The sequence below is a fragment of the Asticcacaulis solisilvae genome (genome assembly GCF_017875235.1).
Taxonomy (GTDB): Bacteria; Pseudomonadota; Alphaproteobacteria; order Caulobacterales; family Caulobacteraceae; genus Asticcacaulis; species Asticcacaulis solisilvae_A.
In genome coordinates, this window is record NZ_JAGGMI010000009.1 from 1 (window position 1) to 15,035 (window position 15,035).

General features: G+C 61.2%; 14 protein-coding genes. 7 read left to right on the forward strand and 7 right to left on the reverse strand.

What is annotated here, in order from left to right:
• Nucleotides 1-185: 185 nt before the first annotated feature.
• The 4 genes from J2X24_RS14880 to J2X24_RS14895 form a co-directional block, all read right to left on the reverse strand.
• Nucleotides 186-425 carry a YdeI/OmpD-associated family protein gene (locus J2X24_RS14880; RefSeq protein WP_310004010.1) on the reverse strand — a complete coding sequence of 80 codons (240 nt, stop codon included), beginning with the start codon at nt 423-425 and terminating at the stop codon, nt 186-188.
• Nucleotides 426-1,030: 605 nt separating this feature from the next.
• Entirely contained in the window at nt 1,031-1,588 is a 558-nt protein-coding gene (locus tag J2X24_RS14885) for an Hsp20/alpha crystallin family protein (protein WP_209723327.1), read from the reverse strand.
• A 46-nt stretch (nt 1,589-1,634) separates the two neighbouring features.
• Nucleotides 1,635-2,105 (reverse strand): Hsp20 family protein, encoded by a 471-nt coding sequence (locus tag J2X24_RS14890; protein WP_209723330.1) that lies wholly within the window; start codon nt 2,103-2,105, stop codon nt 1,635-1,637.
• Between the two features lie 301 nt (nt 2,106-2,406).
• Nucleotides 2,407-2,979, reverse strand: coding sequence for a hypothetical protein (locus J2X24_RS14895; RefSeq protein ID WP_209723333.1), 573 nt, complete (start codon nt 2,977-2,979; stop codon nt 2,407-2,409).
• Nucleotides 2,980-3,300: 321 nt separating this feature from the next.
• Here J2X24_RS14895 and J2X24_RS14900 point away from each other — a divergent pair, with 321 nt between their 5' ends.
• The 7 genes from J2X24_RS14900 (at nt 3,301) to J2X24_RS14930 (ending at nt 12,339) form a co-directional block, all read left to right on the forward strand.
• Nucleotides 3,301-3,738 carry an EamA family transporter gene (locus J2X24_RS14900; protein WP_209723336.1) on the forward strand — a complete coding sequence of 146 codons (438 nt, stop codon included), beginning with the start codon at nt 3,301-3,303 and terminating at the stop codon, nt 3,736-3,738.
• Between the two features lie 104 nt (nt 3,739-3,842).
• Nucleotides 3,843-4,832 carry an efflux RND transporter periplasmic adaptor subunit gene (locus J2X24_RS14905; RefSeq protein WP_209723339.1) on the forward strand — a complete coding sequence of 330 codons (990 nt, stop codon included), beginning with the start codon at nt 3,843-3,845 and terminating at the stop codon, nt 4,830-4,832.
• Nucleotides 4,833-4,841: 9 nt separating this feature from the next.
• Nucleotides 4,842-7,934, forward strand: a complete 3,093-nt coding sequence (locus J2X24_RS14910) for an efflux RND transporter permease subunit (protein WP_209723342.1) — start codon at nt 4,842-4,844, stop codon at nt 7,932-7,934.
• On the forward strand, nt 7,931-9,322 hold the full coding sequence (locus tag J2X24_RS14915) for an efflux transporter outer membrane subunit (protein WP_209723344.1): 1,392 nt from the start codon (nt 7,931-7,933) through the stop codon (nt 9,320-9,322). The genes J2X24_RS14910 and J2X24_RS14915 overlap by 4 nt, the downstream gene beginning before the upstream one ends.
• A 10-nt stretch (nt 9,323-9,332) precedes the next feature.
• Nucleotides 9,333-10,007 carry a response regulator transcription factor gene (locus J2X24_RS14920; RefSeq protein WP_209723347.1) on the forward strand — a complete coding sequence of 225 codons (675 nt, stop codon included), beginning with the start codon at nt 9,333-9,335 and terminating at the stop codon, nt 10,005-10,007.
• Nucleotides 10,004-11,368, forward strand: coding sequence for a sensor histidine kinase (locus J2X24_RS14925; protein WP_209723349.1), 1,365 nt, complete (start codon nt 10,004-10,006; stop codon nt 11,366-11,368). The genes J2X24_RS14920 and J2X24_RS14925 overlap by 4 nt, the downstream gene beginning before the upstream one ends.
• Nucleotides 11,365-12,339 carry a phosphatase PAP2 family protein gene (locus J2X24_RS14930; protein WP_245344723.1) on the forward strand — a complete coding sequence of 325 codons (975 nt, stop codon included), beginning with the start codon at nt 11,365-11,367 and terminating at the stop codon, nt 12,337-12,339. Before J2X24_RS14925 ends, J2X24_RS14930 begins: the two co-directional genes overlap by 4 nt.
• Before the next feature lie 6 nt (nt 12,340-12,345).
• Here J2X24_RS14930 and J2X24_RS14935 read toward each other — a convergent pair whose 3' ends face one another.
• From J2X24_RS14935 to J2X24_RS14945, 3 genes are all read right to left on the reverse strand, one after another.
• Nucleotides 12,346-13,713 carry an ATP-binding protein gene (locus tag J2X24_RS14935; RefSeq protein WP_209723352.1) on the reverse strand — a complete coding sequence of 456 codons (1,368 nt, stop codon included), beginning with the start codon at nt 13,711-13,713 and terminating at the stop codon, nt 12,346-12,348.
• Nucleotides 13,700-14,383, reverse strand: coding sequence for a response regulator transcription factor (locus J2X24_RS14940; protein ID WP_209723355.1), 684 nt, complete (start codon nt 14,381-14,383; stop codon nt 13,700-13,702). Before J2X24_RS14940 ends, J2X24_RS14935 begins: the two co-directional genes overlap by 14 nt.
• A gap of 76 nt (nt 14,384-14,459) precedes the next feature.
• Nucleotides 14,460-14,828: a hypothetical protein gene (locus tag J2X24_RS14945; RefSeq protein WP_209723358.1), complete on the reverse strand. Its 369-nt coding sequence runs from the start codon at nt 14,826-14,828 to the stop codon at nt 14,460-14,462.
• Nucleotides 14,829-15,035 lie beyond the last annotated feature (207 nt).

Sequence of the window (15,035 nt, forward strand, 5' to 3'; positions counted from 1 at the left end):
CAATAGCCAAGGCTATCGACATCTTCACACCAGCCGAATGCGCCAACATGTTCGCCGCAGCCGGATACGATGCTACGTGATCGGAATCTGCTCTAGGTTACATTTCCGGATATGGCGCGGCTGGTAAGCTATCACGCGGCTTATGCCCGGGTAACACTAGACTTTCAGCTTCATTCCATAAGCTGTTAATCGCTCGGCCTATTATGTCTCATACGCATGTAGAGCGCGCCGCCTTCCAGTTCATTAAGCATTTGGTTCAGTCTCTTCTGACGCGTTTCGTCGCGCTTAGCTCGAGTGATCCAGCCTATATAGTCATTGCGCTGATATGGCGGACGCTCGTCGTAGGCCGCCTGCAATCCACGAGCTCTTAGCGCCTCGGCGATAAAGTCGGGCATAGGATAGGGGTTCTCGAGCCGCCTCTCCATCTGTTAGCCTCCACCTCATTGATTTGTTGACAATGTTAGAGTAGGCCCGGTATAAACCTACACGTTTGTCTCGGTTTGGAACCAGATACTCAAACAGTCGTCATAAATTGTCAGCATGACTACAGTGCAACTCCGGAGTATTGCCGCCGACGTCGGCTTTCTGCCGATTTCATCGAGCCGCCACCGAACCGGTTCTATTTCGGGATTTGACACCGGCCAGCCGGCGCGACATCGAGCTGAAGACGCCTGATCAGTCATCTGAAGCGCTTGGTACGTCGCCCCAAGCCGATGCGTTAACACAAGGTTTTTTTGAAAGCCGGTTTCGGTGTTTAAGTCGGATTAGGCAAAGGAAGCGAAGCCGTTGGAACGGCTTCGCTGAAGGGTGTGGCGTTAATCAGTCGCCATATCGCATATGCGCTCTTCCTCAGGTGTTAGGGATACACTAGGGTGCCTTGCGGCGCGCTCAGTGACCGGCGTAAACGCGTCCTGCCGCTTTATCAGGCTCTCGGGCGTGGACGGTTCAGGCGCTTGCGGATCGATCATCCAAGGGTCGGTTGAATTCGAGATCATAATCGCTACCTCACGTCTATTTTTAATTCCGGCGATTATGCGGCCTTGCGGATATCGATCTTGCGGTCGGGGGCGGTCGCCATCGCGGTCTTCGGGCAGGTGATGGTAAGAACACCATCCTGGAACCTTGCGTCGATGGCGTCTCGATCGACGTCCTCCGGTAACGACAGCACGCGCTGGAAGGCACCGTAGGATCGCTCGATACGGTGGATGCCGCCGTTATTGCTATTCGTCTCTTGGCGCTTCTCGCCGCTAACGATGAGCGCGCCATCCGGCGTGACTTCTAGGCGCACATCATTAGCGTTAGACCCGGGGACTTCGACGCTGACGATATAGTCCTTATCGTTTGAGACCACGTCGATTGATGGCCGCCAATCACCCGCGGCCACCGCACCCGGCCAGGCCACAAGCGGTCCCATGCCGAAGCTGCGAAACAGTTTGGCGAAACTGTGATCGAATTCCTTATGGAACTGAGCTAGCGCGTCGGTGGGATGGAGCGCGACGGCATTTTGCGAAGTTGCAACAGGATGACTGCCCTCCGCCGGCTCTTCACGGCTGAACCAATTCCACGGGTTTAATTTCTTGATGTCCATGACATTAAACCTCCTTTTAAAAAGGTCATCAAGACGTTTTGGTTGATTAAGACAGCTTCTTCTGACCTTCGGGCGCAGCGAGGCTGTGGACGTTTTCGCCGATGCGGATTTCGATGCGGCGCGGCTTGAGTTCTGCTGGCAGTTCGCGCGCCAAGTCGATGCGTAGCAGGCCGTCCTTTAGTTCGGCACCATTGACAATCATGTGGCTGGCTAGGCGGAAACGACGCTGAAACTCGCGGGCGGCGATGCCGCGGTGCAGGTAGGTACCGCTTTCGTTTTCCGCTTCCTTCCGGCCAGTAACGATCAGTTCGTCGTCCTTGGCGCTGAGCTGAAGCTCTGATTCAGTGAAGCCGGCGACTGCGATGGTGATGCGGTACTGGTCGTCTCCAAATTTTTCGATGTCGTACGGTGGATACCCGTCATTGTCGCCCTGGCTCAACTGCGAGAACAGATCGTTCAGGCGCTCGAAGCCAATGCTGCTGCCGAAAAGTGAGTTGGGGAAAAGTTGCGCTGTCATTGCAAATCCTCATCGGAACAAGAGTTTGGAAGGACAAAGAGGGTCAAATGCCCTCGCACGAAATATAGGAAAAGGTCGGGTATCGCTTCAAGAGTTCAACGGAATTATTTCGGCGGAATTTGCAGATCATCCCGCTTCTAATACGAGACGCGGCACCTGTTATGCTGCGGTATTGTGAACCTGGACATGTCTGCCAGGGGTCTGCTTAAAGCCACGAAAGGTGCCGCCGTGGGTCACTCAGTTCCAGTTCCGATTTGGTGAAGACATTGGCCGTTGGATTATATCCAACGGCCCTAAACACTTAACGGGTGTACGCCTTTTCGAACAACCGTGCCAGCCGCTCAGCAAACGCCCTTGGGTTCGCCGGCCTGTCGCCGTCGAGGACAAGCGCTTTGTCGAGCAGAAGCCAAGCGGCGTCCTCGCGATCGGCCGTATCCGAAAGCCTGGATGCAACCTTCACGAGGGAGTTGTCGGCATTGACTTCGAGCACGGGCTTCGACGCGGTTTTCAGTCGTCCGGCGCCTTGCAAGATCTTTTCGAGCTGCCGGTCAGGTCCATGATCGGATGCGACCAAGCAGACAGCGCTTTCGGTAAGACGGGCCGAACTGCGAACGTCTGAGACCTGATCCTTGAGCGCTTCCTTCATGAACTCTATCAAGGCGGAAATCTCGGTCGAAACTTCGGTCTTGGCGGGCGCGCTGTCATCGCCACTGGCAATCTTATCAAGATCAGACAGACCTTGCGTCACGGACTTGAAAGTCTTGCCCTCGTGGTCGTTGACACTCGACGTCCAGAAGCTGTCGACCGGGTCGTTGAGCAGCAGCACCTCTATGCCCTTTGCGCGGAAGCCCTCTAACTGAGGCGAGGCCTGCAATTGCTCAAGGCTAACAGCCTGTCAACCCATAAACAGAGGGGCGTGGTTCACTCAACGACGTGTCGGCGACGATAGTTTCAGGGTGTTGTCAAACCATGGAGGTCCACTTCCGGGCGGCATGTGCGAACTGCGATTTCTGGACTTCTTTTTTCGGATTTGGCGCTGTTCTGCCGGTACTGAGTGCCATAGCATCAGTCATTGCCGACATTTGGCCCCATTCTAAGGCTGTAGCTAAAATCATCGGGCAAGGATGGCATCAGAAACATGTTACGTAGTGATTAGTTGCAAACTTCTAATTTGACTTTGTCGATGAGTTATCTCATGCGCACCCTCTACACATCCTGGCCATTTTGGGCGCTGCTGTCTGCGGTCTTTGCGGCATTAACGGCTGTATTTGCCAAGCTAGGGGTCGAAAACGTCAATTCCAACCTTGCGACGTTTATCCGGACGATTGTGATCTTGTTCGCGGCCGCGCTCTTGGTTGTCGCGACCGGAAGCTGGCAGGCCCCGTCAAGCATCACTAACAGGACGTGGCTGTTCCTGATCCTGTCGGGTCTTGCAACCGGAGCATCCTGGTTTTGTTATTTCCACGCCCTCAAGCTGGGCGACGCTGCCCGTGTGGCCCCGATCGATAAACTAAGCGTCGTTTTCGTCGCCGTTTTCGCCGTGCTGTTCCTCGGCGAGAAACTGAGCCCAGCAAATTGGGCCGGTGTCGCCCTGATCGCCGGCGGTGCTGTCCTGGTATCGTTGCGCACTTGACGCCGGACTGACGAAAACCTTCGCATCTTGTATAAATGCTGCCAGCCGGAGCGAAGGACAAAGCGGCTATGGCTTCCCGCGAAGAGGTCGCGGGAGAGCGAAATATGTCCAGACCAGGGTTATTTGCGCTTGTTGCCATGGCAGCGTTGAGCCTTACCGCTTGCGACGGGCAAAAGAAGGCCGCCACACCGGTGAAGCCGGCTGCACTCGAAGTCATCGGCCATGAAACCGAACTGCTCAAACTGACCCTTACACCCGATGCGGAAAGGCGTCTTGGACTGGCTACCGTCGCTGTCGGTGAAGGCGCCTTGAGCCAGGCGATGAGCGTTCACGGCGAAGTCGTGGCGCCGGGCACGGCCGGCCTGCCGTCGGGTGCCGCCACCGACCCGGCAACCCTGGCGGCCAACCAGGCTCGCGCCGACGGTGATGTCGCACGCGCGCAGGCACAACTCGAACTGGCTCAGGCGGCGGCCAAACGCGCCGAAGATCTGGTCAAGGCGGAAGCCGGAAGCGCCCGCGCCCGCGATGAGGCCAATAGCGCCGTCACCGTAGCGCAGGCCAATCTGAAAGCGGCGCAAACCCAGCGCAGCCTGTTGGGCCCGTCCGTAGCGACGCTGAACCAGCAGGGCTATCTCTGGGTTCGCGCCACCGTCTATGCCGGTGACCTGGAACGCATCGACCGCCAGGCCTCCGCTACCGTCCAGCCGCTGGGCGGTGAGGGCGTCGTGCTGACGGCGAAACCTGTGAATGCGCCGCCCTCGGCCAATGCCGCGGCCGGGACGGTCGATCTTTATTTTGGTTTTTCCAATACCGGCAACGTGGTCAGCGTAGGGCAGAGGGTGTCTGTCGGCCTGCCCGTGCGCGGAGCCGCCAATACCGGCCTGACCATTCCGGCTTCAGCCTTGCTGCGCGACATCTATGGCGGGGAGTGGGTCTATGTCCGCACCGCACCCCATGCCTATGAACGCCGGCGCGTCGAGATCGCGGCGGCCAAAGACGGTCATTTCCAGCTCAATCGCGGTCTGAAGGCCGGCGACGAGGTCGTCACGGCTGGCGCGGCCGAACTGTTCGGTACCGAATTCGGCGCGAAATAGGGGACGATCATGCTCAACTGGCTTGTCACCAACGCCCTGCGTCAGCGCGTCCTTGTCCTGGCCCTGGCCGTAGTCTTTCTGGTCGTCGGCCTGCGGGCGATTCCGCAAACAGACCTGGATGTTTTTCCCGAATTCGCCCCGCCCATGGTCGAGATCCAGACGGAAGCGCCCGGCATGTCGACCGAGGAGGTCGAAAGCCTGGTTACCGTCCCGCTGGAGACCGCCATCAACGGCGTCTCGGGGCTGAAGACCCTGCGCTCGAAATCCGTCCTCGGTTTGTCCTCGGTTGTCGTGATCCTCAAGGAAGGCACTGACGTCATTCGCGCCCGGCAACTGGTGCAGGAACGGGTGTCCCTTGTTGCCACCCGGCTGCCGTCATCGGTGCGCCCCCCGGTCATGCTGCCGCCGTTGTCGGCCACCAGCCGAGCCATGAAAATCGGTATGTCGTCGAAAATGATGGATCAGATGGCGATGTCGGACATCGTGCGCATGACAGTGCGGCCGAAGCTTATGGCCGTGCCCGGCGTCGCCAATGTCGCCGTGTGGGGTCAGCGCGATCGCCAGCTTCAGGTATTGGTCGATCCTGCCCGCCTGGCCGAGGCTGGCGTGACGGTCGCCGAGGTTCAGCGTGCGGCCGGCGATGCTGCCCTGGTCGGGGGCGGCGGCTTTATCGACACCCCGAACCAGCGCCTGGCGGTGCGTCACCTGTCGGCCGCCGAAACGCCGGCCGCCTTGGCCCTGACCGTCGTCAAGCTGAGCAATGGCGCGCCGATCCGTATCGGCGATGTCGCCACGGTTACCGAAGGCCATGCCGCGCCGATCGGTGACGCCATCATCAACGACGTACCAGGCCTGTTGCTGATCGTCGAGAAGCAGCAGGGCGGCAACACGCTGGACGTCACGCGTGGCGTCGAAGCCGCCTTGGCCGACTTGAAGCCGGCCCTGACCGGGATCGACGTCGATTCGACCATTTTCCGTCCAGCAACCTTTATCGAGCGCTCGATTCACAACCTGACCCAGGCCTTGTGGCTGGGCTGCGCCCTGGTCGCCGGCGTGCTGATCCTGTTCACCCGCGATTGGCGCGCGGCGGTGATCAGCCTGACCGCCATTCCGCTATCGCTGCTGGGCGCCACCTATGTCCTGTCTTTGACCGGACAAGGCCTGAACACCATGGTGATTGCCGGCCTGGTCATCGCGCTGGGTGAAATCGTCGATGACGCTATTATCGATGTTGAGAATATCGGTCGCCGCCTGCGCTTGAACCGCCAGCTGGAAACGCCGAAACCGGCCTTCGACGTAGTGCTGGCGGCGTCGCTGGAGGTGCGCACGGCCGTGGTCTTCGCCAGTCTGATCGTCATGCTGGTCTTCCTGCCGGTCTTCTTCATGGGCGGGGTGTCGGGCAGCTTCTTCCGCCCTCTGGCCACGGCCTACATTCTGGCGATCGCCTCGTCGCTGCTGATCGCCCTGACGCTGACGCCGGCCTTGTGCCTGCTGCTGATGCCGAAGTCGTCGGGCGAGAAGACCGAACCAGCCATGGTGCGAGGTCTTAAACATGCCTATCGCGGCTTCTTGCCGGTCATGGTCGGGCGGCCGAAACTGGCCATGGGACTGATCGCCGCCGGTTTGTCAGTGGCGGCCATAGGCTACGTGACGACGAAGGACCAGTTCCTGCCTAATTTCCGCGAAACCGACTTCCTGATGCACTTCGTCGAAAAGCCTGGCACTTCGGTCGAGGCGATGGACCGCATCACCATCCAGGCGTCGAAGGAACTTCGCTCTATCGAAGGCGTGCGCAATTTCGGGTCCCACATCGGCCGTGCCGAGGCTGGTGACGAAGTCTATGGTCCCAACTTCACCGAACTGTGGATCAGCCTGGACGAAAAGGCCGACTACGACGCCAGCGTCAAGAAGATCCAGGAGGCCATCGATGGCTATCCCGGCCTGTACCGCGACGTGCTGACCTATCTGCGTGAACGCATCAAGGAGGTGCTAACCGGCGCCGGGGCCAGCGTTGTGGTCCGCATATATGGACCAGATATGGAGACGCTGCGCGCCAAGGCCGCCGAGGTCAAGGCGGCTGTGGCCGGAATACAGGGCGTCGCGGACCTCAAGGTCGAACAACAAAAGCTGATCCCGCAGATCCAAATCCGTCCGAAGCCCGAGACTATGGCCGCCTACGGCCTGTCGGCCGGCGATATTCGCCGGGCAGCGAACACCCTTGTCGCCGGCTCGAAGGTCGGCGAAATCTTCCGCAACCAGATGAGCGTCGACGTCACGGTCTGGGGGACAGCCGAAACGCGTAGCGACGTCCATGCCCTGCGTGATGCGATGATCGCCGCGCCGGGCGGCGGCCAAGTGCGTCTGGGCGATGTGGCTGACGTCCTCGTCATGCCGGCCGCCAATGAGATCAAGCGCGAGAACGGATCGCGCCGCATCGACGTGACGCTGAACATCTCCGGCTCCGACTTGGGTACGGTGGCCCGCGCCGTCGAGGCCAAGGTCTCAAAGATGAAATTCGCCCCCGGCTACCATCCGGAATTTCTTGGCGAGTACGCCGCCCTACAACAGTCCAAACGCGATCTGATGATCATGGGCGGGTTCTGCCTGCTGGGCGTCCTATTGCTGATCTGGCTCGAATTTCGTTCGATCCGCCTGACCGCCTTGATAGGATTGAGCCTGCCGTTCGCGCTGCTGGGCGGGGTAATCGCCGTCATCTTATCCGGCGGCGTCATGTCGCTGGGATCCCTCGTGGGCTTTGTCACCGTGCTGGGGATTTCGGCGCGCAACGGCATCATGCTGATCAGCCACTACCAGCACCTCGAGCACCGCGAAGGCGAAGCCTTCGGTCCGCGTCTCATCCTGCGCGGTGCCGAGGAAAGGCTGGTGCCGATCCTGATGACCGCTTCGTGCGCAGCTCTGGCCCTGCTGCCGCTGATCGTCAACGGCGATGCGCCGGGTCATGAGATCGAGCACCCCATGGCCCTGGTGATCCTGGGCGGCCTGATCAGTTCGACGACGCTGAACCTGCTGCTGATGCCGGCGCTTTACGCCCGCTTCGGCCGCCACTTAAAGCCGGCTCAAGGTCAGGAGGTCACTGCATGAGACACCTGTTTATCGCGGCCAGCCTTGCTGCGCTGATTATGGCTGGTGGTTGCGCCAGCCATCCGACGGCCGTTCCATCAGCGTCGGTCACTGCAGCGGGACCCTTCCAGGAATTTGGAAATGCCATTAGTGCGGCGCCGGTGCCAGGCGACTGGTGGCGGCTGTTCGACGATCCTGTGCTGAACAGCCATGTTGAAAGGGCGCTGGCGGCCAACACAGATATTCGTGCTGCCCGCGCCAATCTCGAAGCGGCACGTGCCGCGGCCCGTCAGGCTCAGGGGGCGCAGGGGATTGCTACCGTGCTGGAAAGCGGCGTTGGCCCCGACAAGGCCAATACGCAGCCCAGCACCTCCAGTGTCCCAAAGACCAGCTATGAGGCGGGCTTTACCGTCGCCTATGAGGTTGACCTATTCGGCCGGCTGAGGGGCGCTACTCGCGCCGCGCGCGCTGACGCGGATGCGGCCCAGGCGACGCTTGAAGCCGCCCGCGTGACCGTCGTCGCCGACACTGTCACGGCCTATGTCGAGCTGTGCGCGGCGTCGCACGATCGCGCACTGGTCCAGGCGCAGATCGATACGGCCGCCCAACACCGGAACTTGATCGCGACGCAACTGCGCTTGGGCGAAGTGTCGCCGCTGGAAGTGGCACAGGCGACGGCTGCGCTGGAAACGGCGCGCGCCGGTCTGCCCGGCCTTGAGGCCGAACGGCGCCGTGCGCTTTACACCCTGGTGGCTCTGCAAGGTCTGCCACCGGCTGGGGCCGCAAGCCTCGATAGCGGCTGCCGGACTCTGCCACACATTGCTTCGCCCCTGCCTGTCGGAGAAGGCGCAGCGCTATTGGCCCGCCGCCCCGATGTGCGCGAAGCCGAACGCAAGCTGGCGGCGGCAGCGGCGCGGACCGACATCGCTACGGCCGATCTTTACCCCCGTATCCGTCTTGGTGCCTCGGCCGGTGACATCGGTGGCGGGTTCGACGCCTTCCTGACGCCGCTGATCACTTGGAACTTTCCGAACCAAAGCGTGGAGCGGGCGAAGATCGCCGCCGCCACGGGCACGGCCGATGCCGCGCTAGCACGTTTCGACGGGGTTATCCTCAATGCCTTGCGAGAAACCGAAACAGCCCTGGCAGCCTACCAGGCGGAACAGCGCCGCCGTCTAAGCCTGCAAGCCGCCCTTACTGAAGGCGATAAGGCGTTCACGCGGGCGCAGAGCCGCTGGCGGCTGGGTGAAGACAGCTTACTATGGGTGCTGGACGCGCAATCGGCTCGCAATGCGGCCGAGCGCGACCTGGCGGCCTCGGATCTCAGGCTTGTACGCAGCCAGATCGCGCTGTTCAAGGCGCTGGGCGGTGGCTGGCAGGGCGTGGACGAAAACCGGGGTGTCAAGTAAGACGGGGACCATGAAAATACTGGTGGCAGACGATCAGGCCGACACGGCCGAATTTATCCGGCGGGGGCTGACCCAGGCCGGGCACATCGTCGCCACGGTCGGCACCGGCACCGAAGCGTTGTTCCGCGCCATGGAAGAAACCTTCGACGCCATTGTGTTGGATCGTATGCTGCCGGAAAAGGACGGCCTGTCGGTCCTTAAGATGCTGCGCGCCGGCGGCAACCGCACACCGGTCATCCTGCTGACGGCCATGGGCGGCATCAGCGACCGGGTTGAGGGACTGGAAAGCGGCGCCGACGACTACCTCACCAAACCCTTCGCCCTGTCCGAACTGAGCGCGCGCCTCAACGTCATTATGCGCCGCCCGGCTGTTGTCGAAGTTGAGACCGCCTTGCGCGTCGGCGATATCGAACTGGACCTGCGCAAACGCACCGTCCAACGGGGCGGAAAGCGGGTCGATCTCCAGCCGCGCGAAGTGCTGATGCTGGAAGAGCTGATGCGTAATGTTCACCGCATCATGACGAAGGCCATGCTGCTGGAGCGCGTGTGGGATTTCGATTTCGATCCGCATACCAATATCGTCGAGACCCATATCAGCCGTCTGCGCGCCAAGCTGAATGCGGGTTTCGAGGACGATGCCATCATCACCGTGCGTGGCGCCGGCTACATGATTCGCACACCATGAAGCGGTTCTTTCCCAAGACCGTGCTGGGCATGGCGACCGCCATCAGTGTCCTGCTGAGCCTGGTGGCCCTGGCTATCTGCTTCGGTATATACACAGTGACGCATGAGGCGGTCGAAGCGCAACTGGACCAGCGCATCGCCACCGAGTCCGAAATCCTGACAGCCATCTACCACAACGGCGGTGTCCCGGCCATCGCCGCCGAAATCGGCCAGCGCGAGGCGCAGAGCCGGGTAACTGGCATGGGTTATATCCTGGACGACCGCCAGGGTAACCGGCTAGCCGGTACACTGCGCGCCAGGGCGCCGGAGCCGGGCTGGCTGGAATTCCTTTACGACGACGAAGGCAACGGCAAGCGCGGCGTGTCGCAGGCCCTGACCCGGCGGTTGAACGACGGCCTGATCCTGGTCGTCGCGGCCGACCGTTCGCCCGTTGACGAAATGGACGCGCAACTGTTTGGCCTGTTCGGCGGGGTCTTCTGTGCCATGCTCGTCATGGGTGTCGGCGGCGCCCTGGGCCTGGGGTTTCTGATCCGGCGGCGGCTGGGTAAGATCGACGCCACGGCCCAGGCGATCATCGATGGCGACCTCAGCCGGCGCATGGTGCGCGATGGCACAGACAGCGAGTTCGACCGGCTGTCCGAAACCCTGAACCGTATGCTGGACCGCAATGCCGAACTGGTCGGCAATCTCCAGCAGGTATCGAACGATATCGCCCACGATCTGCGCACGCCTCTGGCCCGTCTTCAACAGGTCCTCGACGAGGCTTTGAGCGAGGCGCGCGATGTCGAGGCCTTCCGCCAGGCGCTGACCAAGGCGTCGGACCGCAGCCGGGAAATCCTTGACCTGTTCAACGCCCTGCTGCGGATATCCGAGATCGAAACCCTGAAGGTACGCGAGCATTTCATCCATATCGACCTGTGCCCGATTGTCGAACGGGTGGCTGACGCCTTCCGCCCGGACCTGGAAGCGGGCGGCTATAGGTTGGAAACCGAACTTGCGGTCGGCGCGATCATTGACGGCGACCGCCATCTCATATCGCAGCTTCTGGTCAATCTAGTCGAAAACGTTATGCGTCACACACCGTCAGGTACCCGGTTGTCACTGTCGCTGTGCCACCGCGACGGGCAGGTTGAACTGAGAGTGGCCGACAGCGGACCGGGCATTGATCCGTCAGAGCGCGAGCACGTTGTGAAGCGGTTTGCACGGCTGGAAAAAAGCCGGTCCACGCCGGGCTTTGGCTTGGGGCTCAGCCTGGTCTCGGCGATCGCACAGGCCCATTATGCCACGATGGAACTGACCGACACTGCGCCCGGCCTGCGCATCGGCTTCAGGTTTCCTCTTGTCGCGGGTTCAATCTCATGAACGCAGCAACGCTGACATTGGTGATGCTGCTGGCGGCCATACTGATCGGCGTCTGCGGCGTCATTTTTTTGCTCAGGTTGACCCTGTTTCGCCTCATCCCTTTCATTGCCCGGCGATCCGTCGCCGCGCACGGCTGGCTGGAGGGACGGTCGCCCTGGCTGTCGAAGCGCCTCAATGGCTGGTTCGATCCCTTCCGGCAGGAATGGCAGACGCTCCTGGTCCTTGCGATCCTGTTCGCGGGCACCGTGGGTCTCTTCCTGGCGATTGTCGAGGACCTGATTGAAGGCGATCCGCTGTTCCTTCCTGACAAGGCGGTCTACGGGTTTCTGCAAAGCCTGCGGAGTGTGGAGGCGGATCGCGTCCTGATCGCCATCACGGAGATGGGGGACAGCATAGTTGTCCTGACGGTTGCCTGCGCGATCGCAGCCGGACTGGCTTGGCGCCGGGCATGGCGCACGCTCCTTTACTGGCTGATGGCCGTCGCCGGAGGTTCGGCGATCAACAGCCTGCTCAAGACAGCGCTTCAGCGCCAGCGGCCGGCTGATATCTACGAGGCCGGTGTCGATCTGTTTTCTTTCCCGAGCGGCCACAGCACGACCAATGCCATCCTGTATGGCTGTCTGGCGATGATCATCGTTCGACAGGCACCGTTCACCTGGCGAACGCCCCTGGCATGCGGCGCGGCGTGCCTGGTGGTGCTGATGGCCTTCTCTCGCGTCTATCTCGGCGCCCACTGGCTTTCGGACGTGGTCGGCGGCCTTGCCTTCGCCGCGATCTGGCTCGCGGTCCTGGGCTTTTTCTACCTTCGGAGACCTGCCGAACCCCTAGAACCCAAACTCCTGATTGGTATCGCCGCCGCGACACTCCTGTTGGCGGCCAGCATCAATATAACGCTTCATCATTCCGCCGAGGTCGAACTTTACAAACCGCGTCAGGTCATGAATGTGAATGGATACCCAATGACGAAGTGACGGCGTTCAGGGCGCAGAATTGAAGAGGATTTTGACGCGTAATCCCGGTGCATTGTCCTCTATCGCGAATGCTGCCTTGTGCAGGTCCGCGATGGCGACCACAAGAGGCAGTCCCAGCCCGGCGCCGGGCGTGCCGCGGCTGGCGTCGAGGCGATAAAAGCGTTTGGTTATCTTCGCTTGTTCCGGCGGTGGGACGCCGGGCCCGTCGTCAGCGACCGTCAACACAACCTTGCCAGCATCATGACCAAGGCTGACCATGACCGTCGTTCCCGCCGGCGTATGGTTCAGAGCGTTATCGACGAGGTTGGTCAACAATTGCTGCAACAGCGCCGCGTCGCCCATGACCATGGCCTTGCCCGTGAGATCGGGCCGCAAGATGCGCCCGCCTTCCTCGGCCGCTGGCTGATAAATCTCAATGACGCGGCCGATAATATCGCCCAGGTCCAGCTTCTGGAAGGTTTTGCGCACATCGCCGCCTTCGATTTGGGCAATGCGTAAAAGCGCATTAAAGACACGCAGGATTTCGTCCGTTTCGTCGATGGCGTCGTTGATCAGGCTTGGCTCACCGGTCGCTGCCGCTTCGTCCAGCCGGTTACGCAGGCGCGTCAGGGGCGTACGCAGGTCGTGCGCCAGATCGGCAGAGACCTGACGCACGGCTGTAATGGCCGCTTCCAGACGGTCCAGCATCCGGTTCAGATTGCCGGCCAGCTTGTCGAATTCGCTGCCGAAGCCAATCGACGGCAGGCGTTCGCTGAGATTGCTGTCGATGAGGCGGGCCGCGACCGCATTGACGCGGTCAAGACGTTTGAGGAACAACATGCCTGCTGTTGTTCCGGCGCCCACGGCCAGAATGATCAGGCCCAGTCCGCCCCACAGGGCGACATTGTTCAGGCCGTCGCGCAGTTGTTGCAGGGAATAGGTGTCGCGCCCAACAGCCATGAAGGTTCCATCACGTGCGCGCTCGGTCAGTACCATGAAGGTGCCGGGTTCGGGCTGGCCGTCTGCGGTTTCGACGGGAATGACAATGCGGCTGAATCCCGTTGCCCGGGCCACTTCAGCTGGCAAGCCGCTGCTGAAGACCTTGCCGTCGGGGGCGACGACGTAATAGCTGTAACGGCTGATATCGTCGTTCAGACTATGTTCGTTGAGGACATTGGCAAGTGCTGCGCCGCCTTCAAGGTTTACGTCGGCGCGCATTATTGCCATCTGGTGCTGAAGCGCCTGGCGGATTTCCTGTTCGGCGAACCGTGAGACCGCCATGTTGAGGACCAGCAACAGGATGGCGCTGCCAACCCCAAAGATCAGCGTGAATACGGCGGCAAGGCGGAAGGTGGCCGTGCTCCACAGGACGAGGAGGCGCTTAAACGGGTTCATCGAGCACATAGCCAATGCCGCGGACCGTGCGCAGTGCCGACTTCTCCAGGCCACGGTCAATTTTCGCCCTGAGGCGGCTGACATGGGCCTCGACGATATTGGTGCGCGGATCGAAATCGTAACCCCACAGGTTTTCGAGCAGCATGGTCCGGGTAACGATCTCGCCGGCACGCCGCGCCAGAAATTCCAGGAGCTTGTATTCCTGTAATGTCAAATCGATGCGCCGGTCGCCGCGCGTAACGCGCCGTCTGCGAAAGTCGATAGTCATATCGCCCAGGCGCAGCGTTTCGTCCCTGTCGGCGCCACCGTGCGCGCCTCGGCGGTGAAGCGCCTTCACGCGCGCCAGGAGCTCGGTAAAGGCGAAAGGTTTGCCGAGATAGTCGTCGGCGCCGGCTTCCAGCCCTTCGACCCGGTCGTCCACCGATGACAAGGCCGTCAGGATCAGAACCGGGGTTAAAACCTCCTGCTGACGCAACGCTGCGACCAAGTCCAGCCCCATGCGTCCTGGCAACATGCGGTCAACGACCAGAACGTCATATGGATTGGTTTGCGCCAGTTCGAAGCCCACATCACCATTGGCTGCCAGGTCCACCGTATGGCCAGCCTGTTGCAGCCCCTTGGTGACAAACGCAGCGGTTTGCACGTCGTCCTCTATAACCAGCAGTTTCATCGCGCCGCGATCATTTCGTGTTTCCGGACCTTGTCACGGCATCCATAGCAAAGGTGGCGGTGGGAGAACAGCGGGCTCACAGCTCGGCGCCGCCTGTCTCCGAATGTCTGCGGGTATGTACTCTTTGACGGCCGATGACCATTCGAATAGGCGTCGGCGCTATCTGTATCGGATGGAAGGCTTCGCCGGGACCGGGGCCAAGCGGCACGCGGCGGAAGGGCAGGGCAGCGCCGGCACCGGCCAGCATGCCTGCGCAGAAAGACAGCTGGACAGTCAGTTCCAAGGGCACATGGCGCAGCTTTAGAACGCCCTTTTCCTTCTGCAGTTCAGATAGATAGTAGAGGAGCCAGCGTTCACCGTCGCTGACATAGGGCGCATCGAGCGACAAGGCCTCGTAGCCATTCCAGGCCGCGACAGTGCGCAGGGCGGCAAAAGCGGGCGACATCGATGCGCGAATAGTCGACAGAGCTGCCCCGGCGCATTGCCCGGCGCTGCCTCTGGTCGGCCGCCTGGCCGTCAAGGGCGCGGATCCAGCATAGAACCGTCTGCTCGACCGGCGAGCAGCGGTGGAATGAGAGAAGCCCACGGGTCACGATCATCTGGATGATGCCTGAAAACGAAACCCGGAGTGCGGTCTGCGCACTCCGGGCTC

Bases quoted from the DNA above. Each gene is read 5' to 3' on its own strand.
- J2X24_RS14880 (WP_310004010.1), bottom strand. From the start codon at position 425: ATGGAGAGGCGGCTCGAGAACCCCTATCCTATGCCCGACTTTATCGCC.
- J2X24_RS14885 (WP_209723327.1), bottom strand. From the start codon at position 1,588: ATGGACATCAAGAAATTAAACCCGTGGAATTGGTTCAGCCGTGAAGAG.
- J2X24_RS14890 (WP_209723330.1), bottom strand. From the start codon at position 2,105: ATGACAGCGCAACTTTTCCCCAACTCACTTTTCGGCAGCAGCATTGGC.
- J2X24_RS14900 (WP_209723336.1), top strand. From the start codon at position 3,301: ATGCGCACCCTCTACACATCCTGGCCATTTTGGGCGCTGCTGTCTGCG.
- J2X24_RS14905 (WP_209723339.1), top strand. From the start codon at position 3,843: ATGTCCAGACCAGGGTTATTTGCGCTTGTTGCCATGGCAGCGTTGAGC.
- J2X24_RS14910 (WP_209723342.1), top strand. From the start codon at position 4,842: ATGCTCAACTGGCTTGTCACCAACGCCCTGCGTCAGCGCGTCCTTGTC.
- J2X24_RS14915 (WP_209723344.1), top strand. From the start codon at position 7,931: ATGAGACACCTGTTTATCGCGGCCAGCCTTGCTGCGCTGATTATGGCT.
- J2X24_RS14920 (WP_209723347.1), top strand. From the start codon at position 9,333: ATGAAAATACTGGTGGCAGACGATCAGGCCGACACGGCCGAATTTATC.
- J2X24_RS14925 (WP_209723349.1), top strand. From the start codon at position 10,004: ATGAAGCGGTTCTTTCCCAAGACCGTGCTGGGCATGGCGACCGCCATC.
- J2X24_RS14930 (WP_245344723.1), top strand. From the start codon at position 11,365: ATGAACGCAGCAACGCTGACATTGGTGATGCTGCTGGCGGCCATACTG.
- J2X24_RS14935 (WP_209723352.1), bottom strand. From the start codon at position 13,713: ATGAACCCGTTTAAGCGCCTCCTCGTCCTGTGGAGCACGGCCACCTTC.
- J2X24_RS14940 (WP_209723355.1), bottom strand. From the start codon at position 14,383: ATGAAACTGCTGGTTATAGAGGACGACGTGCAAACCGCTGCGTTTGTC.
- J2X24_RS14945 (WP_209723358.1), bottom strand. From the start codon at position 14,828: ATGTCGCCCGCTTTTGCCGCCCTGCGCACTGTCGCGGCCTGGAATGGC.